Here is a 20,578-nt window from a genome sequence, read left to right as displayed (position 1 = left end):
TCTGGAAATGATTTTTCGTGTGTGCCACCAGGTATTTATACCTCACCACATATTGAATTAAATCTAATAATCATATGGTGACACTATGAACTCATCTCCAGTTAAGGTTAAAAGAAGCACCTCCGATCTTGCCAGGGCATCCGTTTCTGGCTGGCTCGGTACCACACTAGAATTCATGGATTTCCAGCTCTATTCTCTTGGTGCCGCACTGGTCTTCCATGAAATTTTCTTCCCTGAACAATCGGCTGCTATGGCATTAATTCTCGCGATGGGAACCTACGGTGCAGGATACATTGCCCGTATTGTCGGTGCCGTCTTCTTCGGGAAAATGGGAGATAGAGTCGGCAGGAAAAAGGTCCTGTTTATTACCATTGCATTAATGGGCGTTTGTACCACATTAATAGGCGCCCTCCCGACTTACCAGCAGGTTGGCATTCTGGCACCGATTCTATTGGTATTGCTCAGAATTATTCAGGGACTGGGTGCCGGTGCAGAGATCTCTGGTGCCAGTACCATGCTGGCAGAATATGCGCCTAAGGGTAAAAAAGGCATTATTGCCTCGCTGGTTGCAATGGGAACCAACTGCGGAACCTTGAGCGCGACGGCCATTTGGGCTGCGATGTTTTACCTCTTTAGCAATGAAGAGATTATTGACTGGGCGTGGCGTCTTCCCTTCCTTGCGAGTTTCGTGGTGATGGGGTTTGCTATCTGGTTACGTCTGAATCTGAAAGAAAGTCCGGTATTTGAAGGGGTACAAGAAACAGAAGAAGTCGCTCAACAGCCCACTCCTTTTTGGTCTTTGCTAAAAGGGAAGTCCTTTTGGATTGCAACAGGCCTTCGCTTCGGACAGGCAGGGAACTCGGGCATTATCCAGACTTTCCTGGCTGGCTACATGGTACAAACGCTACTATTTAGCAAGGCCATCCCCACCGATGCCATCATGATTAGTTCAGTCATCGGCTTTCTGACAATCCCATTGATGGGATGGCTATCAGATAGAATCGGGCGCCGCATTCCTTATATTATCCTCACGCTGGGTTCTATTCTTCTCGCTTATCCGATGATTTCAATCATCGTGAATAAAGAGCAGGCAGTTGCCACGATAACGGTATGCTTAATCCTCATTCATAACATCGCGGTGTTGGGGCAAGCCGCTATCGAAGGGATCACGATGGCAGAGATGTTCGGTTCAAAAAACCGCTTCTCCCAAATGGCAATTTCCAAAGAAATCGGTGGGTTATTCGCGACCGGGCTCGGGCCTTTGTTAGCAGGTATCTTTTGCCAAATAACGGGGTCGTGGTATCCCATCGTTGTGATGCTAATTTGCTACTCCTGCATTGGCTTGCTATCCGCCCTTTTGATGCCAGAAGTCAAAGATCGCGATCTGCATGATGTAAAAAACGCAACGGAATAGCAGACACCATCTCAGTAAAGGTAAACGCTAAATTCTAAATGTAAAAGACCACCTCAATAGGTGGTCTTTTACATTGGTAGCCTCAAGCACGGCTGAGACATAAAAAAACCCGGTGACCAGCACCGGGTTTTTTGCATTGATTTCGCTGCAAAGCAGCCAGAAATTAACGCTTGGAGAACTGAGGACGACGACGTGCTTTACGCAGACCGACTTTCTTACGTTCAACCTGACGAGCATCACGAGTAACGAAACCAGCTTTACGCAGTTCGCTACGCAGAGACTCATCATACTCCATCAGAGCGCGGGTGATACCGTGACGGATCGCACCAGCCTGACCAGAGATACCACCACCTTTAACGGTGATGTACAGATCAAATTTACCAACCATGTCGACCAGTTCAAGCGGCTGACGAACTACCATGCGGGCAGTTTCGCGACCGAAGTACTGTTCCAGACTACGCTGGTTGATAACGATGTTACCGTTGCCCGGTTTGATGAACACGCGAGCGGCGGAGCTTTTGCGGCGACCAGTGCCGTAGTATTGATTTTCAGCCATTGCCTATAATCCCGATTAAATGTCCAGAACTTGCGGTTGCTGTGCCGCGTGATTGTGCTCGGTGCCCGCGTAAACTTTCAGTTTACGGAACATAGCACGACCCAACGGGCCCTTCGGCAGCATGCCTTTAACCGCGATTTCAATCACACGCTCAGGACGGCGGGCAATCATCTCTTCAAAGGTCGCTTGTTTAATACCACCGATGTGACCGGTGTGATGATAATAAATCTTGTCAGTACGCTTGTTGCCAGTTACAGCAACTTTGTCAGCGTTCAGAACGATGATGTAATCACCCGTATCAACGTGCGGAGTGTATTCCGCTTTATGCTTGCCGCGCAGACGACGAGCCAGTTCAGTAGCGAGACGGCCTAAAGTTTTACCGTTCGCATCAACAACGTACCAGTCGCGTTTTACGGTCTCTGGTTTAGCTGTAAAAGTTTTCATTAAAAGCTTACCCAATAATTAGTTACACGTTGGTGAACACCCAAACGCTCGAAAACAGTTGAGGCTCACACGACCATCAAGTCCAGCAAACCTACCCCTTCGAATAGCCATTGCCGGCACTATAAAGTTTTTGGGAAAAAAAACTTTGTTGTAACGTGGGGTCGCAAGATTATAGAGAAGTCATTCTCAAAGATCGACCTTTTTTCACACGCAAATGACTAAAAAACCGCAGCCTGCGTTACGCCAAATGCGGCTGCCGTAAGTACTCTTCGCTTTGCATTTCCTGCAAACGGGATAAACAGCGCTGGTATTCAAATTTCAGGTGATCTCCCTGATAGATCTCAAACATCGACGCCTGCGCAGAAATAATCAATTTGATACGGCGATCGTAGCACTCGTCCACCAGTGCCAGAAAACGGCGAGCGGTGTTTTCTTCCTTCGTTTCCATCACCGTCACATTGTGCAACAGCATCGTGTGGTAGAGGCGCGACAGTGCGATGTAATCATTCTGGCTACGCGCTTCGGTACACAGCGTGTGGAAATCGACCGCCAATACACCGTCACTCACGCCAAGTGTCGATAACGGACGATGATTGATCTCCAGCACCGGCCCCGGCGTCTGCCACGTTCTCCCCGTCAGGCGGGTAAACATCTGCTGCATCGCCGCATCCGTCTCTTCATTCAGCGGCGAGAGATAAAGGTGTGCCTGCGTCAGCGTACGCAGACGATAATCGATACCCGCATCGACATTACGCACTTCGCAATACTGCTTAATCAGCTCAATCGCAGGCAGAAAACGCGCGCGTTGCAGTCCATTACGGTAGAGATCGTCTGGCGGAATATTCGACGTCGCCACCAGCGCAATACCACGAGCAAACAGCGCTCGCAGCAGCTCAGCCAGCAGCATCGCATCGGTAATGTCAGAGACGAAGAATTCATCGAAACACAGCACATCCGTTTCGGCCTTAAAACCGTCCGCCACTTTCTCCAGCGGATTTTCCTGTCCCTGAAATTGGTTCAGCTCTTCATGCACACGCAGCATAAAACGATGAAAATGCAGGCGCATCTTGCGTTCGGCGGGCAAGCTGTGGAAAAACATATCCATCAGCCAGGTTTTACCGCGCCCGACGCCGCCCCACATGTACAGCCCCTGAACTGGCGCAGATTCACGTTTATTACGCCGCCCCAGCCAGCTACGCCATTTCCCCACGCGATCGGATGTCCCCGCCTCGCCATCAGCAGCGCGTTCACATAACGCCTGATGTATCGCCTCCAGACGCACAACGGTTTGCCGTTGCACCTCGTCCGGCTGATATTCACCAGCGGAAAGCGCCTGCTGATAAAGCGCTAAGGGTGTTGTTTGCTGCTGTGTTGTCTGTGGAATAACCATAGCCATCGCAATCCCTGAGAAAAAAGTTAGTCGTGTTTTGCTGTGTGTTGTCGTCGATTTAAGCCGTAATCGTCGCAGTTAACAACCTTGATGTCTGCGGTAGGTCAACATTCCTTTCTGTCATTGAGCATCAGGATTCCACTCAAGCAAGGTTAACGGTTATAGTGACTATTATTAAGTGAAAAACCCTACGGGACAACGACGTCAAAATAGGAGCTATTATGACTTGGGAGTATGCGCTGATAGGTTTAGTTGTCGGTATTATTATTGGTGCTGTAGCCATGCGCTTTGGTAACCGTAAGCTGCGGCAACAGCAGGTATTGCAGAATGAGCTGGAGAAAAGCAAAACCGAACTGGAAGATTATCGTCAGGAATTGGTGGGTCACTTCGCCCGCAGTGCGGAGCTGTTGGATAACATGGCGGATGATTATCGTCAGCTTTATCAACACATGGCGAAAAGCTCCAATAACCTGTTACCTAACGTTCCCGGTCAGGATAATCCGTTTAAATATCGTCTGACCGAATCAGAAGCGGATAACGATCAGGCTCCGGTGAACATGCCGCCGCGCGATTATTCCGACGGTGCATCAGGCCTGCTGCGTGGCGAACACCCGATTCGCAAGTAATATCAACTAATTATACCCTAAATAATTCGAGCTGAAGGAAGGCGGCAAGCGAGGGAATCCCGATGAGCTTACCCAAGTAAGTGATTCGGGTGAGTAAACGCAGCCAACATACATGCAGCTTGAAGTATGACGGGTATAACAAGCGTGGGGCTTTCTGTCTCACGCTTTCCCCTCTCTTGTTCTACGCTTAAAACGCTTGTACGTTTAAGACGCGTACCGCAGGCTGTCATCCCCCGATCACGCATTAAAAAAGCGATAGTTACAATCTGCTGACGAAACAGCAGTGAACTTTACACATTGATCGCCAGTCTGACTCTTCACCGTGTCTTTAAGTTTATATATCATCGTTTTATTCATCCGCAGGCCGTGAGAGAGTTAATAACAATGAAAAAAACATCATTACTATTTAGTGCACTGGCAATGAGTATAGGTTTGACCCTGTCCACGCTTCCCGCTGCAAATGCTGCGCTGCCTGCCGTGGTTCAAGGTCAACAGACGCCAAGTCTGGCCCCGATGCTGGAGAAAGTTTTGCCAGCCGTCGTCAGCGTGCATGTTGAAGGTACACAGGTACAGCGTCAGCGCGTACCGGAAGAATTCAAGTTCTTCTTTGGCCCTAACTTCCCGACGGACAAGCAAAATTCTCGCCCGTTTGAAGGACTGGGTTCTGGCGTCATTATTGACGCCGCAAAAGGTTACGTGCTCACCAACAATCACGTGATCAATAACGCCGACAAGATCCGCGTCCAGCTCAATGACGGACGTGAGTATGAGGCGAAATTGATTGGGCGTGATGAGCAGACCGATATCGCCCTGCTACAGCTGAATGACGCCAAGAATCTGGTCTCTGTAAAAATGGCCGATTCCGATCAACTGCGCGTCGGTGATTTTGCCGTTGCCGTGGGTAACCCGTTTGGCCTTGGCCAGACCGCAACTTCCGGTATTATCTCCGCGCTGGGACGTAGTGGCCTGAATCTTGAAGGGTTAGAAAACTTCATCCAGACCGATGCGTCCATCAACCGCGGTAACTCCGGCGGTGCGCTGGTTAACCTTAACGGCGAACTGATCGGTATCAATACCGCGATCCTGGCGCCGGGCGGCGGAAACATCGGTATCGGCTTCGCTATCCCTAGCAACATGGCCCAGAATCTGGCTCAGCAGCTGGTTGAATTTGGCGAAGTGAAACGCGGGCTGCTGGGTATTAAAGGCAGCGAGATGACGTCGGAAATGGCGAAAGCCTTCAACGTCGACGCGCAGCGCGGCGCCTTCGTCAGCGAAGTCTTACCGAAATCTGCCGCATCCAAAGCCGGTATCAAGGCGGGTGACGTGTTGACGACGCTGGATGGTAAACCAATCAGCAGCTTTGCAGAACTGCGGGCCAAAGTCGGCACCACCGCGCCGGGCAAGACCGTGAAAATCGGCCTGCTGCGTGATGGTAAACCGCAGGAAGTTTCCGTCGTGTTGGATAACAGCTCATCGGCATCAACCAGCGCTGAAACGCTTTCACCGTCATTGCAGGGGGCTTCTCTGACTAATGGCCAACTGAAAGACGGCAGCAAAGGCGTACAGATCGATAACGTAGCTAAGGACACACCTGCAGCGCAGGTCGGTCTGCAAAAAGGCGATGTCATCATCGGCGTGAACCGCGAGCGTATTGAAAACATCACGCAACTGCGCAAACTGCTGGAAGCGAAGCCTTCCGTTCTGGCCTTGAATATCGTCCGGGGCGAAGAAACGATTTATCTGCTGCTACGTTAATCGCTTGCCGTCTTTTTCGGCAACTTAACTGGCAAGAACATCGCTAATGTTAAAAAATCGGACACCGAGCCATGCGGTGTCCGAACTTCTCGTGATATCCTCCCCTTATCTCCCTTTTTCCACAGTAAATCACGGCCATGCTTGCTAAGTTATTACGTTCAGCGCTCTTTGGTGCCCTCGTCGCCGGTATTATTCTGGCCGTACTGCCCTTTGTTGGGTCTGGCACGTCGTTTCTGAAAGGCAATGACAAAAATACTGATGGTTCGCCCATAAGCTACCATCAGGGAGTCAGCCATGCGGCGCCTGCTGTGGTGAACGTTTATAACCGGGTTGCCAAAGAGGGGAAACCTAGCGAAGTCGCCATTCATCCTCTCGGATCCGGCGTCATCATGAATGAAAAAGGGTATATTTTAACCAACAAGCATGTGATTAATAACGTGCAACAAATCCAGATAGAGCTGTCAGACGGCAGACTGTACGAAGCCCGCGTGATCGGTTCCGATAGCCTGACGGATCTGGCTGTATTGCAAATTGATGGCATCAACCTGCCCGTTATTTCGATAAATCCAGACCGCATACCACACGTCGGCGATGTCGTGATGGCGATCGGCAACCCTTATAATCTGGGGCAAACCGTCACTCAGGGCGTTATCAGCGCCACTGGCCGCGTCAGCCTCAGCGCTTATGGTCAGCAAAGAAGTCAGGTAGGACGCCAAAACTTGCTGCAAACCGATGCCTCAATTAACCACGGAAATTCCGGCGGTGCGCTGGTCAATACGCTCGGTGAATTGGTCGGTATTAATACTCTCTCGTTTGATAAAAGCAGCAACGGTGAAACGCCGGAAGGCATTAGCTTCGCCATTCCTGTCGCGCTGGCGACCAAAGTGATGGGCAAGCTCATTCGCGATGGTCGCGTGGTGCGTGGCTATATTGGCGTTAACGGCGTACAGATCGAGAATATTGAGAACAGCACGTCAACCAGCAACCGTGATGCGCAGGATAGATTAAGCGGGATTCTCGTTCAGACTATCGACCCAGGTGGACCAGCGGATAAAGCGGGTATTCGCGTCGAAGACGTCATCGTTAGCGTGAACAATAAGCCTGCACGCTCAATTATTGAAACCATGGAACAGGTTTCGGAAATACGCCCCGGCACTGTCATTCCGGTCACGATTGTGCGTGATAAAAATCAAGTCACGCTGCAAATGACAATTCAGGAATTCCCTACCCAATAACGGCATACAAGGTCGTTGATAAAGTCACATCGGCAGGTAAACAAGAAACCGGGTGGGAGTCCACCCGGCTGACAAACCTAATAGTGAAGGTAAAGCAGTTGGTACGCTTACTCGTGCTCTTTCACGCGCTCGATATTCGCACCTAACGCACGCAGCTTATCTTCGATGCGGTCATAGCCGCGATCGATGTGATAAATACGATCGACTATCGTCACACCTTCCGCGATACAACCGGCTAATACCAGACTGGCAGACGCACGTAAGTCGGTCGCCATCACCTGCGCACCGGACAGCTTATCAACGCCGTGGCAAATCACCGTGTTGCTCTCAATTTCCGCCTGTGCGCCCATACGGATAAGCTCAGGCACGTGCATGAAGCGGTTTTCGAAGATGGTTTCGGTAATCACGCCCGTCCCTTCCGCAACCAGATTCAGCAGGCTGAACTGCGCCTGCATATCGGTCGGGAATCCCGGATGTGGCGACGTGCGAACGGTAACGGCTTTTGGACGCTTACCGTGCATATCCAGACTGATCCAGTCTTCACCAATTTCGATCTCCGCGCCCGCTTCGCGCAGCTTCGCCAATACCGCATCCAGCGTATCAGGACGAGTATTGCGACACATAATCTGACCACGAGATACCGCAGCCGCGACCAGGAAGGTTCCGGTTTCAATACGGTCAGGCACCACGCGGTAGACACCGCCGCCCAGACGCGCAACGCCTTCAATGGTGATTTTATCCGTGCCTGCACCGCTGATTTTCGCACCCAGCGTATTCAGGAAGTTTGCCGTATCGACAATCTCTGGTTCACGCGCGGCGTTCTCAATAATCGTGGTGCCTTCCGCCAGCGTCGCCGCACTCATGATGGTGACCGTGGCGCCCACGCTCACTTTATCCATCACGATGTGCGCACCTTTCAGGCGGCCATCAACCGTCGCTTTAACATAGCCTTCTTCCAGTACGATCTGCGCACCGAGCTGCTCAAGGCCGTAAATGTGCAAATCTACCGGGCGCGCGCCAATCGCACAGCCGCCGGGCAACGAGACCTGACCTTGACCAAAACGCGCCACCAGCGGCCCTAAAGCCCAAATAGAGGCGCGCATGGTTTTCACCAGATCGTACGGCGCACAAAACACGTTTACATCGCTGGCATCCACATGGACGGAACCGTTACGCTCAACGCGCGCACCCAACTGACCAAGCAGCTTCATGGTGGTATCAATATCACGCAGTTTCGGTACGTTCTGAATTTCTACCGGTTCTTCTGCGAGTAGCGCAGCGAACAGGATGGGCAACGCAGCATTCTTGGCGCCAGAAATGGTCACTTCCCCCGCTAAGCGGGTTGGGCCCTGAACACGAAATTTATCCATAGTCTTTGTATCTCAATGTCTTAATTCAATATGTCGTCACACTGATACCGGCAGTTTATTCCCACTCGCAGGGGGAATAAGACTTAGAAGCCGTTCAGTTTACGGTCGCGTTGCCACTCTTCCGGCGTATAAGCCTTGATTGACAGCGCATGAATACGGTTATCCGCGATGTACTCCATCAGCGGCGCATAAACAGCCTGCTGTTTTTTTACTCGGCTCATTCCAGCAAAAAGTCCGCCCACTACGATGACCTGAAAATGGCTGCCATCACCAGAAACATGGGCTTCTTCCAGTGCCAATGCGTTCATCAGCACGTCTTTAATTTCGTTATTTTCCATCGCTCTCGATTTCTATGTCAGGGGGAGATGATTTACAGGGAGGTATCTTAGATGAATATGACGCTATCTTAAACAAAGAATACGCCCCTTCAGACGATGCCTAAAGGGGCGAATCCGGTAACCCGCGTTACCGTTTAAGACACAGGAATGATTTCATTCAGGTTATAGAGCGCAATGAGCGTTTTTAGCCGATCGCTGGCACCGACAATCGTTATCTCTCCGCCTGAAGACGGTTGCTGATAAACGTGCATCAGCAATGCTAACCCGGCAGAATCAACGCGGTTTAATCCAGACACATCCAGCGTGGTTTTACCCGCCAGCAACGATTCACGCTGCTGCCAGAACGGTAACAGCGTTTCACGATCCAGCTCGCCCGTTAACGCCAGCGTGGAGTCCTGTGCCTGCCAGTTCAATGCGTTCGCCATGTTCGTACCCAAATTACTTTTTCTGATCCAACGTGATGGTCTGCTTCGCCGAGGATTCCAGCTGTTTAGTCAGGCCATCCACGCCGTTCTGACGCAATATTGCCGCCCACTCGTTCTGCTTGGTGGTGATCATACTGACGCCTTCGGCAATCATGTCGTACGCCTGCCAGTTACCGGTTTTGCTGTTCTTACGCCATTGGAAATCCAGACGTACCGGAGGACGGCCACCGTTATCAATGATGGTGACGCGAATAGAAACGATATCGGCATCACCCAGCGGTTTCTCAGGGGCGATCTGGTAGGTCTGCCCGTTATACATCGCCAGCGCCTGGCCGTAAGCCTGTTCCAGATAAGCTTCAAACGCTTTGAAGTAGGCATCACGCTGTGCCGGCGTCGCATCTTTGTAGTAACGACCCAGAACCAGCGCACCGGCGTATCTCACCTGAACATACGGCAGCAGCTCTTCACGTACGACGGTACGCAAATAATCAGGGTTTTGTTTGATACTTGGCTGTTCGTTCTTTAAACGATCAAAAGTTTTTTCCGCCGCTTCATTCATTAAACGATAGGGATTCGTTTGATCCGCCGCGTTGGCTAATGGCGCGACCACCAGTAAAGCCACCATCAGTAAACGTTTAAACATGCAGATATCCTCTTATGGATGTGAAGGAACAGGTTCGTTGTTGTGTTCAGGGGTTGCCGCAGAATTGGCACCCGGCTCCGAACCTGATTGACCGGCATTATCTTCGCTATTGCTACCGCTCTTATATAGGAATTGACCGATGAGATCTTCAAGCACCATCGCTGACTTGGTGTCCTGAATCACACCGCCGTCTTTCAGGATCGCGGTGCCCATTTCCTCATCTTCAAACCCAATGTTCAGCGACAAATACTGTTCGCCCAGCAAGCCGGAGGTGCGAATGGCCAGAGAGCTGGTATCAGGAATATGATCGTAGCGCTGCTGGATATCCATCGCCACACGCGGCAGGTACGTTTTCTCGTCCAGCGAAATATCCGCTACGCGGCCAACAACCACGCCGCCAATTCTGATCGGAGAACGCGCTTTCAGCCCGCCAATGTTGTCAAACGTCGCATACAGACGATACGTCGGCTCGCTACCGATCGATTTAAGATCGGCGACTTTCAGGCATAAAAAGAGGATGGCAGCCAGCGCGATCAACATAAACACACCAACCCAGACTTCAGTTTTCTTTGTTTGCATCGACTCAGTTCCCAAACATCAGTGCTGTCAGCACAAAATCCAATCCCAGTACCGCTAACGACGAGTGCACGACGGTTCGGGTCGTTGCACGGCTGATCCCTTCAGACGTCGGGATCGCGTCATAGCCGTTAAACAGTGCAATCCAGGTCACGGTAATCGCAAATACGATACTTTTAATCACGCAGTTCAAGACATCCTGACGCCAGTCAACCGCGCCCTGCATGGCAGACCAGAAGAACCCGCTGTCGATGCCTTTCCAGTCCACACCGACCAGCGCGCCGCCCCAAATGCCCACCGCGACAAAGATCACCGCCAGCAGCGGCATACTGATTAATCCCGCCCAGAAGCGCGGCGCGACAACGCGGCGCAGCGGATCGACCGCCATCATCTCCATGCTGGAGAGCTGTTCTGTCGCCTTCATCAGGCCAATTTCCGCTGTCAGCGCGGAACCCGCACGACCCGCGAACAGCAATGCCGTCACCACCGGACCGAGTTCACGCAGCAGCGACAGCGCCACCATCATGCCCAGGCTGGCCTCGGCGCTGTAAGTCGTCAGGATGATATAGCCCTGTAACCCCAGCACCATGCCGATAAACAGGCCGGAAACCATGATGATAAGCAGCGACTGCACGCCAACGCTGTAAAGCTGTTTCACCAACAGCGGCCACTGTTTTCTGAATTCGGGTTTACCCACCAATGCATTAAACAGCATCAGCCCGGCGCGCCCAAACGCGGCACTGGTGGAGATTCCCTGACGCCCCAACGACGCCAACGTCCGTAATAACATGACTGCGTTAACCCCCTGAACCTAGCAGCGACGTTTTATAGTCGCCCGCCGGAAAACGGAAAGGCACTGGCCCGTCGGCGATACCATCCAGGAACTGACGAACCTGCGGGTCATTGTTTGCCCTCAGTTGATCCGCTGTCCCTTCCCCAATCACCCGCTTATCGGCCACGATATACGCGTAATCGGCAATGCTCATCACCTCCGGCACATCGTGAGAAACCACAATGCAGGTCACGCCCAATGCATGATTCAACTCGTCGATGAGCTTCACCAGTGTCCCGAGCGTAATCGGGTCTTGCCCGACAAAAGGCTCATCAAACATAATCAACTGCGGGTCAAGCGCGATGGCTCTCGCCAACGCCGCGCGCCGCGCCATGCCGCCGGAAAGCTCCGCGGGCATCAGTTTCGCCGCGCCGCGTAGCCCCACCGCTTCCAGCTTCATCATGACGATGCTACGCAACAGTTCTTCCGGCAGTTTAGTGTGTTCACGCAGCGGCCAGGCGACATTATCAAACACGTTCAAATCGGTGAATAACGCACCGGACTGAAACAACATGCTCATTTTCTTGCGCGCGTTGTACAACTCACTGCGCGACAACGTCGGGATATTCTCACCATCAAACCAGATTTCGCCGCTGTCTGGCGGTAGCTGTCCGCCAATCAGGCGCAACAGCGTGGTTTTACCGATACCGGAAGGCCCCATGATCGCGGTGACCTTGCCTTTAGGCACATTCAGCGTGATGTCCGTAAAAATCTCTCGCTCTCCGCGCCGAAAGCTAAGACCACGGATCTCGACCAGATTAGTTGCCTCATGGTTCATTATTTCCATTCCTTACCCATCAGTACGCTCATAAAGAGGTCTTTCACTCCAGCCTAACGGCTGGCTTTCATCAAGGTGCGAGTTTTACAAAAACTTACCGTCAGTTCTTGTCCAAAATGGCGGCACAAACCGTTACTGGGTTTTACTTATCGCGACAGGTTTTACTTTTTCGCCAAGCACCGTCAGAATTAGCACTCATCACAGAAAATGCTTTTTGTGCGAAAATCGTCCAGAAATACTGACTTATTCGACAACAAGCCGGTGATTATATCCTATTAAAGGACGCTGCATGCTTTTTGCAACACTACTCTTGTTCGTTGGTTTGCTACTACTGGTTTACGGTGCCGATCGTCTTGTCTATGGCGCCGCCGTGCTTGCGCGTTCTCTTGGCTTACCTCCTTTCGTCATCGGCATCACCATTGTCGGCTTCGGCACCTCGCTACCCGAGCTGATTGTTTCCGTTACCGCCGCCTTAAACGATCAGAACGATATGGCCGTCGGTAATGTTATCGGCTCTAATATCGCCAATATCTTACTCATTCTCGGCAGCGCAGCGCTTATTCGGCCGCTGACGGTACATTCGGCCATCCTGCGCCGGGAATTGCCGCTCATGTTGTCCGTCACTTTATTGTGTGGCGTTTTACTGCATGATAGCTACCTGAGCCGCACCGACGGCATAATGCTGCTCTTTGCCGCCATTCTGTGCCTGGTGTTGATACTTCGCATGGCGCAACAGGCGCAGCGGGAAGGTGGCGATAGCCTGACACGCGAACAGCTGGCGGAGCTCCCACAGGATGACAGCAGCCAGATGGTCGCCGTGCTGTGGTTGATTCTCGGCATGATTATTTTACCCATGGCCGCCCGTATGGTGGTGGATAACGCCACCGTCATTGCACGCTACTTCGATGTCAGTGAGTTGACTATCGGGCTGACCATATTGGCGATTGGCACCAGCCTGCCTGAGCTTGCTACCGCCATCGTCGGGACGCTGAAGAAAGAAGATGATATTGCGCTGGGCAACCTGATTGGCTCGAACATTTTTAATATTGCGATTGTTCTGGGCGTACCTGCTCTGCTCTCGCCGGGCGCACTGAACCCTCTGGCTTTTCAGCGCGACTATTGGGTCATGCTGGCGGCGAGCGTGTTATTAACCGCACTGTGCCTCAGCAAAAAACGCCGTATAGGACAGGGCGCAGGCGCATTATTATGCTGCGCGTTTATCGCCTATCTGACGGCCCTATTTTGCTTTTCATAAGCAGTTTTGTTTTTCATAAGACGCTCTGTTTTTCATCATAATCAGGACTATTGGTATGTCACAGTTTGAACAAGATGCTCATCTAAAACAGCAGTCTGACCGTGCACTATCCGATCATGCACCACAAGCCGATCACACGCGACAAAAGGCTCATGAACTACCAGCAGATTTCGATTTCCAGCAAGCGGGCAAGCAGGTACTGAGTATCGAGCGCGATGGGCTTGCGCAATTAGACCAGTACATTGATGACAACTTTACCCTCGCCTGCAAAAAGATATTCGATTGCCAGGGCAAAGTGGTGGTGATGGGAATGGGCAAATCCGGCCACATCGGCTGTAAGATTGCCGCGACCTTCGCCAGCACCGGTACGCCTGCTTTTTTTGTTCATCCAGGCGAAGCCAGCCACGGTGACCTCGGCATGGTGACGCCCCACGATATCGTGATCGCCATTTCCAACTCCGGCGAATCCCATGAAATTCTGTCGCTGATTCCGGTGCTGAAACGTCAGAAAGTGTTCCTGATCTGCATGACCAGCGCACCAGAAAGCACGATGGGTAAGGCGGCGGATATTCACCTGTGCGTTCACGTCCCGCAGGAAGCCTGCCCGCTCGGTCTGGCACCCACCACCAGCACTACCGCAACGCTGGTCATGGGCGACGCGCTGGCCGTGGCGTTGTTACAGGCGCGCGGCTTTACTGCCGAAGATTTCGCTCTTTCTCACCCCGGTGGCGCACTCGGCCGCAAACTTTTACTGCGCGTCAGCGATATCATGCATTCGGGCGATGAGATTCCCCATGTCCCACACGATGCCTCGCTGCGTGATGCGCTGGTGGAAATTACGCGCAAAAATCTGGGTATGACGGTAATCTGCGAGGCGGATATGAAAATTCAGGGCATCTTTACCGATGGTGACCTGCGTCGCATCTTCGACATGAATATTGACTTGAACAGCGCGCGCATTGCTGATGTGATGACCGCGGGCGGCATCCGGGTCGCACCGCAAACGCTGGCGGTGGATGCACTTAACCTGATGCAGTCGCGCCACATCACCTCCGTGCTGGTGGCAGAAAACGATCGTCTGGTCGGGATCGTCCATATGCACGATATGCTGCGGGCTGGCGTGGTTTAAAAAGAAAGGATAATAGTGAATGAGTGAAGTCAGGGCGCAAACCGATACCTGCTATGGGCCTGTCGATCAACAGGTACTGGATAAAGCCCGTGAGGTTCGCCTGTTAATTTGCGACGTTGACGGCGTGATGTCAGATGGTCTGATTTATATGGGTAATCACGGCGAAGAACTGAAAGCCTTTAACGTCCGCGACGGCTATGGTATTCGCTGCTTGCTGACGTCCGATATTGAGGTTGCCATCATTACCGGGCGTTCAGCAAAACTGCTGGAAGATCGGTGTAAGACGCTGGGCATTAACCATCTTTATCAGGGGCAATCGGATAAGGTTTTGGCCTTCAACGATCTGTTGGATAAACTGTCAGTAACGGCAAATCAGGTGGCGTATATCGGCGACGATATGATCGACTGGCCAGTGATGGCGCAAGTCGGGCTGAGCGTTGCCGTGGCAGACGCCCACCCGCTGCTGTTACCACGCGCAGATTATGTCACCCGCATTGCAGGAGGCCGTGGCGCAGTACGTGAGCTGTGTGATTTGATTCTGTTCTCTCAGGACAAGCTGGAGCATGCCAAAGGGTTGTCAATATGAGTAAAACCAAGCGTTGGCTCACCGCTTTTCTGGCCCTGTTAGTGCTTATCCTCATCGGCTGGAATATTGCGGATGACGACACGGTAGCGGCACCGGATGCGAACGACCCCGCCGTGCCGGTTTATACCAGCGAAAAGACGAACACGCAGGTATACAGCCCTGCGGGTAAGCTGAGCTACAGACTGATTTCGGAAAAAGCGGAATATTTCAACGACGAGCAGTTGAGCTGGTTTACCAAGCCTGTTGCCACGCTGTTCAATGAACAAGGCACAGCAACCTGGTCAGTACGCGCCGATCGCGCCAAGCTGACAAAAGACAAGATGCTCTATCTGTACGGCAACGTTGAGGTGAATAGCCTGACGAAAGACGCACAGCTTCAGCGCATCACAACGAATAATGCCCAGGTGAATCTGGTAACGCAGGACGTCTCTTCCGATGATGAAGTCACCCTGTACGGCGCCAGCTTCACGTCAAGCGGAATGAAAATGCGCGGGAATCTGCGTAACAAAACGGCCGAGTTGATCGAAAAGGTAAAAACCTCTTATGAAATCCAAAACCAATAATCTGATGCGTAACACCCTGATCGCCAGCTCGCTGTTCGCCGTCAGCGTTTCCGCTTTTGCCGTAACCGGCGATAGCAATCAACCTATTCACATTGATTCAGCACAGCAATCTCTGGACATGCAGGGCAACACGGTGACGTTCACCGGTAATGTTGTCGTGAAGCAAGGCACGATTGAAGTAAAAGCCGACAAGGTCGTCGTGACGCGTCCACAAGGCACGCAAGGCAGTGAAGTGGTGGAAGGTTACGGCAACCCCGTGACGTTCTACCAGATGCAGGACAACGGCAAACCGGTGAAAGGTCACGCGCAGAAAATCCGCTACGAGCTGGCCAAAGACTTTCTGGTGCTAACGGGCAATGCCTATCTGGAACAGCAGGACAGCAATGTCAAAGGCGATCGCATCACCTATCTGGTGAAACAGCAACAGATGGAAGCGACCAGCGACAAAGGAAAACGCGTGACGACGGTGTTGGTCCCTTCTCAGCTTCAGGAGAAAGAGAACAAGAGCCAGCCTTCTCGTTCTCAGCAACCGCAACCACGGGTCACTGAATAAGTTATGGCAACATTAACCGCAGAAAATCTAGCCAAGGCGTACAAAGGCCGTAAGGTCGTGGAAAACGTCAGTCTCACCGTGAATTCCGGTGAAATCGTCGGCCTGCTTGGGCCGAACGGTGCTGGCAAAACAACAACGTTCTACATGGTCGTGGGTATTGTTCCGCGTGATGAAGGACGAATCGTCATTGACGATGACGACATCAGCCTGCTTCCTTTGCACGAACGTGCGCTGCGCGGTATCGGCTATCTGCCGCAGGAAGCCTCTATCTTCCGTCGCTTAAGCGTGTATGACAATCTGATGGCAGTGTTACAGATCCGTAAAGATCTGACGACCGAACAGCAGGAAGATCGTGCCAATGAACTAATGGAAGAATTCCATATTATTCATTTGCGCGATAGTCTGGGACAATCGCTGTCCGGTGGAGAAAGACGCCGCGTAGAGATTGCGCGTGCGTTGGCAGCGAATCCGAAGTTCATCCTGCTGGATGAACCGTTTGCGGGCGTAGACCCGATCTCCGTACTGGATATTAAAAAAATCATTGAGCATCTGCGTGACAGCGGGCTTGGCGTGTTGATTACCGATCATAACGTCCGCGAAACGCTTGATGTCTGTGAACGAGCCTACATCGTGAGTCAGGGCAACCTGATCGCCCACGGTTCACCGACCGACATTCTGGCCGATGAACAGGTGAAACGCGTCTATCTGGGCGAAGGCTTCCGACTCTGATAGGGTAATATTTTATCTTTGCAGTACTTATGGGACGTTAGCGCGATTTATGAAGCAAGGTTTGCAACTCAGGCTTAGCCAGCAACTGGCCATGACTCCACAGCTCCAACAGGCGATCCGCCTGTTGCAACTGTCCACGCTTGAATTGCAACAGGAAATTCAACTGGCGCTGGAAAGCAATCCGTTGCTCGAACAAACGGATCAGCACGACGAAATCGAGTCATTTGAAAAGGCAGACAGCGATTCACTGGATACCGGTGAAGCCCTCGAACAAAGAGACATGCCGGAAGAATTGCCGCTCGATGCGACCTGGGATGAAATCTACTCCGCAGGCACGCCGTCGGGCACTGGCACCGACTATCGCGATGAAGAACTGCCGATTTACCAAGGCGAAACCACGCAAACGCTTCAGGATTACCTGATGTGGCAGGTTGAGCTAACGCCGTTTTCCGATACCGACGCGGCTATCGCGACTTCTATCGTCGATGCGGTGGACAACACCGGCTACCTGACCGTACCGCTGCAGGACATTCTTGACAGCATTGGTGATGACGACGTGACGCTGGAAGAAGTTGAAGCCGTACTCAAACGCGTGCAGCGCTTCGATCCCGTTGGCGTCGCCGCTCGCGATCTGCGTGATTGTCTGCTGGTGCAGCTTTCCCAGTTTGTCGACGACACGCCACGCTTGGCCGAAGCGCGTCTGATCGTCAGCGATCATCTTGATCTGTTAGCCAATCACGATTTCCGCAGCCTGATCCGCATCACGCGCCTGAAAGAAGACGTGCTGAAAGAAGCGCTGGCGCTGATCCAATCGCTCGATCCCCGTCCGGGACAATCGATCAACACCGGTGAATCCGAATACGTGATTCCCGACGTGCTGGTACGTAAAGTTCAAGGGATCTGGGCCGTCGAACTGAACACCGACAGCGTTCCCCGGTTGCAGATTAACCAGCAGTATGCCGCGCTGGGTAACAGCGCGCGCAACGACAGCGACGGGCAGTTTATCCGCAGCAATCTGCAAGAGGCGCGCTGGCTCATCAAAAGCCTGGAAAGTCGCAATGACACGCTGCTGAAGGTCACCCGCTGTATCGTCGAGCAGCAGCAGGATTTCTTCGAGCAGGGCGAAGAATTCATGAAGCCCATGGTACTGGCAGACATCGCTCAAGCGGTGGATATGCATGAATCCACCATCTCACGCGTGACGACACAGAAGTTCCTGCACAGCCCACGCGGCATTTTTGAGCTAAAATATTTCTTCTCCAGCCACGTTAATACCGATAGCGGCGGAGAAGCCTCGTCAACGGCAATCCGCGCGTTGGTGAAGAAGCTTATTGCAGCGGAAAACCCCGTGAAGCCACTGAGCGATAGCAAGCTTACGGCACTGCTCTCCGATCAGGGCATCATCGTGGCGCGTCGAACCGTGGCAAAATACCGAGAGTCTTTATCTATCCCACCATCGAATCAGCGTAAACAACTGGTTTGATCTCAACAGAGAAGGAAGACACTATGCAGCTCAACATTACCGGACACCACATCGATATCACCGAACCACTGCGTGATTTTGTGAATGGCAAGTTTGCCAAATTAGAGCAGTATTTTGACCGGATTAATCAGGTCAATGTGGTATTGAGAGTGGAAAAAGTTCAGCAAATTGCCGAGGCCACGCTCCACGTTAATGGCGGCGAGCTGCATGCAACCTCAGAGGCGGCAGATATGTACGCCGCGATAGATTTATTGATTGATAAGCTGGCGAGACAGCTCAATAAGCATAAAGATAAACTCAAGCAGCACTAATTTTCTCCTTTGCCGCTTGGCAAAGGACAAACTCGGCCCATCCATCGGGTGGGTCGGGATCACCAGAAGTGAAAGCGTCGTTAAGTGAAAATAAAATGAACCACGATCCCGTATTGCAGCTCAGCACCGTATTACGTCCTGAGTGCACCCGAAGCACCGTCCACTGCCAGAGTAAGAAACGGGCATTGGAAATTATCAGTGAGCTGGCCGCCAGGCAGCTTAACATTCCTTCGCAGATTATCTTTGATGCCATCCTGACCCGGGAGCGGATGGGCAGCACGGGAATCGGCGGCGGCATTGCCATTCCTCACGGTAAGCTGGAAGACGATAATGCGCTGGGTGCCATCGGTGTTTTCATCCAGTTAGAGCAACCGATCGCTTTCAATGCCATTGATAATCAGGCCGTTGATCTGCTTTTTGCCTTGCTGGTTCCAGCGGAACAATGTAAAACCCATTTGCATACCCTGTCGCTTGTTGCCAAGCGGCTGGCAGATAAAACGGTTTGCCGACGCCTGCGTGCGGCGCAAAGCGATGAAGAGCTGTACCAGATTATGACGGAAGCCGGTTAAGCCGGATGGTTGTTATGTTCACGATGACGGGCGATTCGCCGTGGATTCAGAGAATGCTTGCAATCCATGCGCTAAGCCGTCATTTTTTTAGCTATACATCACTTTATAAAAACAGTGGCAATGAAAATTCGCCATCACATTGCCAGAGGGGAGTCGTCAGATGGTGCTGATGATTGTCAGTGGTCGCTCAGGTTCAGGAAAATCTGTCGCCCTGCGCGCACTGGAAGATATGGGGTTCTACTGCGTAGATAACCTGCCAGTGGTTCTACTGCCAGAACTGGCTAATACGCTTGCGGCACGTAACATTTCCGCAGCAGTCAGCATTGACGTGCGCAATATGCCGGAATCACCAGAGATCTTCGAGCATGCCATGGAGCAACTGCCGCCCAGCTTCTCGCCTCAACTGCTGTTTCTGGATGCCGATCGCAATACGCTGATTCGTCGCTACAGCGACACCCGTCGCCTTCACCCGCTCTCCAGCAAGAATTTGTCACTGGAAAGCGCCATTGATGAAGAAAGCGACCTGCTGGAGCCGCTGCGTTCACGCGCCGACCTGATTATCGACACCTCAGAGATGTCGGTACATGAACTGGCCGAAATGCTGCGTACCCGACTGCTCGGCAAGCGAGAACGCGAGCTCACGATGGTGTTCGAATCGTTCGGCTTCAAACACGGTATCCCTATCGATGCGGATTACGTCTTTGACGTGCGCTTCCTACCGAACCCGCATTGGGATCCGAAACTGCGCCCGATGACCGGTCTGGATAAGCCCGTTGCATCCTTCCTCGACCGGCACACCGAAGTTCACAACTTCATCTACCAGACCCGCAGCTATCTGGAACTGTGGCTGCCGATGCTGGAAACCAATAACCGCAGCTACCTGACTGTCGCCATTGGCTGTACCGGCGGTAAACACCGTTCCGTCTACGTCGCCGAACAGCTGGCAGACTACTTCCGCTCACGCGGTAAGAACGTGCAGTCGCGCCACCGTACGCTGGAAAAACGTAAACCCTCGTAA

At 52.2% G+C, this 20,578-nt stretch carries 24 protein-coding genes; 14 read left to right on the top strand and 10 right to left on the bottom strand.

Features of this window, described 5'->3' with window-relative positions:
• Positions 1-85 precede the first annotated feature (85 nt).
• Positions 86-1,414 (top strand): MFS transporter, encoded by a 1,329-nt coding sequence (locus HP572_RS21910; protein WP_240584319.1) that lies wholly within the window; start codon positions 86-88, stop codon positions 1,412-1,414.
• Positions 1,415-1,577: 163 nt separating this feature from the next.
• Here the strand turns inward: HP572_RS21910 and rpsI are convergent, their stop codons facing one another.
• The 3 genes from rpsI to zapE all read right to left on the bottom strand — a co-directional run bounded on the left by rpsI (position 1,578) and on the right by zapE (position 3,804).
• Entirely contained in the window at positions 1,578-1,970 is a 393-nt protein-coding gene (gene rpsI / locus HP572_RS21905) for a 30S ribosomal protein S9 (RefSeq protein ID WP_010280182.1), read from the bottom strand.
• Between the two features lie 15 nt (positions 1,971-1,985).
• Complete coding sequence (rplM, locus tag HP572_RS21900; RefSeq protein WP_005975488.1) at positions 1,986-2,414, bottom strand: 50S ribosomal protein L13; 429 nt, start codon at positions 2,412-2,414, stop codon at positions 1,986-1,988.
• 238 nt (positions 2,415-2,652) lie between these two features.
• Positions 2,653-3,804 (bottom strand): cell division protein ZapE, encoded by a 1,152-nt coding sequence (zapE, locus tag HP572_RS21895; protein WP_240585806.1) that lies wholly within the window; start codon positions 3,802-3,804, stop codon positions 2,653-2,655.
• Between the two features lie 221 nt (positions 3,805-4,025).
• On the opposite strand from zapE, the gene zapG reads away from it, so the two are divergent.
• The 3 genes from zapG to degS all read left to right on the top strand — a co-directional run bounded on the left by zapG (position 4,026) and on the right by degS (position 7,420).
• On the top strand, positions 4,026-4,430 hold the full coding sequence (gene zapG, locus HP572_RS21890; protein WP_205549136.1) for a Z-ring associated protein ZapG: 405 nt from the start codon (positions 4,026-4,028) through the stop codon (positions 4,428-4,430).
• Between the two features lie 384 nt (positions 4,431-4,814).
• Entirely contained in the window at positions 4,815-6,185 is a 1,371-nt protein-coding gene (gene degQ / locus HP572_RS21885; RefSeq protein ID WP_039279103.1) for a serine endoprotease DegQ, read from the top strand.
• A gap of 137 nt (positions 6,186-6,322) precedes the next feature.
• Complete coding sequence (gene degS, locus HP572_RS21880; RefSeq protein WP_205554166.1) at positions 6,323-7,420, top strand: outer membrane-stress sensor serine endopeptidase DegS; 1,098 nt, start codon at positions 6,323-6,325, stop codon at positions 7,418-7,420.
• 107 nt (positions 7,421-7,527) lie between these two features.
• Here the strand turns inward: degS and murA are convergent, their stop codons facing one another.
• The 7 genes from murA to mlaF all read right to left on the bottom strand — a co-directional run bounded on the left by murA (position 7,528) and on the right by mlaF (position 12,382).
• Entirely contained in the window at positions 7,528-8,790 is a 1,263-nt protein-coding gene (gene murA / locus HP572_RS21875; protein WP_010296664.1) for a UDP-N-acetylglucosamine 1-carboxyvinyltransferase, read from the bottom strand.
• Positions 8,791-8,873: 83 nt separating this feature from the next.
• Positions 8,874-9,128 carry a BolA family iron metabolism protein IbaG gene (gene ibaG, locus HP572_RS21870; RefSeq protein WP_010280170.1) on the bottom strand — a complete coding sequence of 85 codons (255 nt, stop codon included), beginning with the start codon at positions 9,126-9,128 and terminating at the stop codon, positions 8,874-8,876.
• Positions 9,129-9,262: 134 nt separating this feature from the next.
• Positions 9,263-9,553 (bottom strand): lipid asymmetry maintenance protein MlaB, encoded by a 291-nt coding sequence (gene mlaB, locus HP572_RS21865; RefSeq protein WP_240584318.1) that lies wholly within the window; start codon positions 9,551-9,553, stop codon positions 9,263-9,265.
• Positions 9,554-9,566: 13 nt separating this feature from the next.
• Positions 9,567-10,196 (bottom strand): phospholipid-binding protein MlaC, encoded by a 630-nt coding sequence (gene mlaC, locus HP572_RS21860; RefSeq protein WP_240584317.1) that lies wholly within the window; start codon positions 10,194-10,196, stop codon positions 9,567-9,569.
• 12 nt (positions 10,197-10,208) lie between these two features.
• Positions 10,209-10,775: an outer membrane lipid asymmetry maintenance protein MlaD gene (mlaD, locus tag HP572_RS21855; RefSeq protein ID WP_205554173.1), complete on the bottom strand. Its 567-nt coding sequence runs from the start codon at positions 10,773-10,775 to the stop codon at positions 10,209-10,211.
• Between the two features lie 4 nt (positions 10,776-10,779).
• Complete coding sequence (gene mlaE / locus HP572_RS21850; RefSeq protein WP_205554175.1) at positions 10,780-11,562, bottom strand: lipid asymmetry maintenance ABC transporter permease subunit MlaE; 783 nt, start codon at positions 11,560-11,562, stop codon at positions 10,780-10,782.
• Positions 11,563-11,569: 7 nt separating this feature from the next.
• A complete protein-coding gene (mlaF, locus tag HP572_RS21845) occupies positions 11,570-12,382 on the bottom strand; it encodes a phospholipid ABC transporter ATP-binding protein MlaF (protein WP_039279090.1) in 813 nt (270 codons plus the stop codon).
• 289 nt (positions 12,383-12,671) lie between these two features.
• On the opposite strand from mlaF, the gene HP572_RS21840 reads away from it, so the two are divergent.
• The 10 genes from HP572_RS21840 (at position 12,672) to rapZ (ending at position 20,578) form a co-directional block, all read left to right on the top strand.
• Positions 12,672-13,637: a calcium/sodium antiporter gene (locus HP572_RS21840; protein ID WP_240584316.1), complete on the top strand. Its 966-nt coding sequence runs from the start codon at positions 12,672-12,674 to the stop codon at positions 13,635-13,637.
• 55 nt (positions 13,638-13,692) lie between these two features.
• Positions 13,693-14,766, top strand: coding sequence for an arabinose-5-phosphate isomerase KdsD (kdsD, locus tag HP572_RS21835; protein WP_095993453.1), 1,074 nt, complete (start codon positions 13,693-13,695; stop codon positions 14,764-14,766).
• A gap of 19 nt (positions 14,767-14,785) precedes the next feature.
• Positions 14,786-15,352: a 3-deoxy-manno-octulosonate-8-phosphatase KdsC gene (gene kdsC, locus HP572_RS21830; RefSeq protein ID WP_010296644.1), complete on the top strand. Its 567-nt coding sequence runs from the start codon at positions 14,786-14,788 to the stop codon at positions 15,350-15,352.
• Positions 15,349-15,915, top strand: a complete 567-nt coding sequence (gene lptC, locus HP572_RS21825) for an LPS export ABC transporter periplasmic protein LptC (protein ID WP_075277779.1) — start codon at positions 15,349-15,351, stop codon at positions 15,913-15,915. The genes kdsC and lptC overlap by 4 nt, the downstream gene beginning before the upstream one ends.
• Positions 15,896-16,468, top strand: a complete 573-nt coding sequence (gene lptA, locus HP572_RS21820) for a lipopolysaccharide ABC transporter substrate-binding protein LptA (protein WP_039535302.1) — start codon at positions 15,896-15,898, stop codon at positions 16,466-16,468. The genes lptC and lptA overlap by 20 nt, the downstream gene beginning before the upstream one ends.
• A gap of 3 nt (positions 16,469-16,471) precedes the next feature.
• Positions 16,472-17,197, top strand: a complete 726-nt coding sequence (lptB, locus tag HP572_RS21815; protein ID WP_010296638.1) for an LPS export ABC transporter ATP-binding protein — start codon at positions 16,472-16,474, stop codon at positions 17,195-17,197.
• Between the two features lie 49 nt (positions 17,198-17,246).
• Complete coding sequence (gene rpoN, locus HP572_RS21810; RefSeq protein WP_240584315.1) at positions 17,247-18,680, top strand: RNA polymerase factor sigma-54; 1,434 nt, start codon at positions 17,247-17,249, stop codon at positions 18,678-18,680.
• Between the two features lie 23 nt (positions 18,681-18,703).
• A complete protein-coding gene (gene hpf / locus HP572_RS21805) occupies positions 18,704-18,991 on the top strand; it encodes a ribosome hibernation promoting factor (protein ID WP_010296634.1) in 288 nt (95 codons plus the stop codon).
• Between the two features lie 95 nt (positions 18,992-19,086).
• Entirely contained in the window at positions 19,087-19,560 is a 474-nt protein-coding gene (gene ptsN, locus HP572_RS21800; protein WP_240585805.1) for a PTS IIA-like nitrogen regulatory protein PtsN, read from the top strand.
• 160 nt (positions 19,561-19,720) lie between these two features.
• Positions 19,721-20,578 carry an RNase adapter RapZ gene (rapZ, locus tag HP572_RS21795; RefSeq protein WP_010296630.1) on the top strand — a complete coding sequence of 286 codons (858 nt, stop codon included), beginning with the start codon at positions 19,721-19,723 and terminating at the stop codon, positions 20,576-20,578.

The sequence above is a fragment of the Pectobacterium sp. PL64 genome, assembly GCF_022477975.1.
Taxonomy (GTDB): Bacteria; Pseudomonadota; Gammaproteobacteria; order Enterobacterales; family Enterobacteriaceae; genus Pectobacterium; species Pectobacterium jejuense.
Note: the sequence above shows the minus strand (reverse complement) of the source record. Positions and strands in the feature narration are given on the sequence as shown.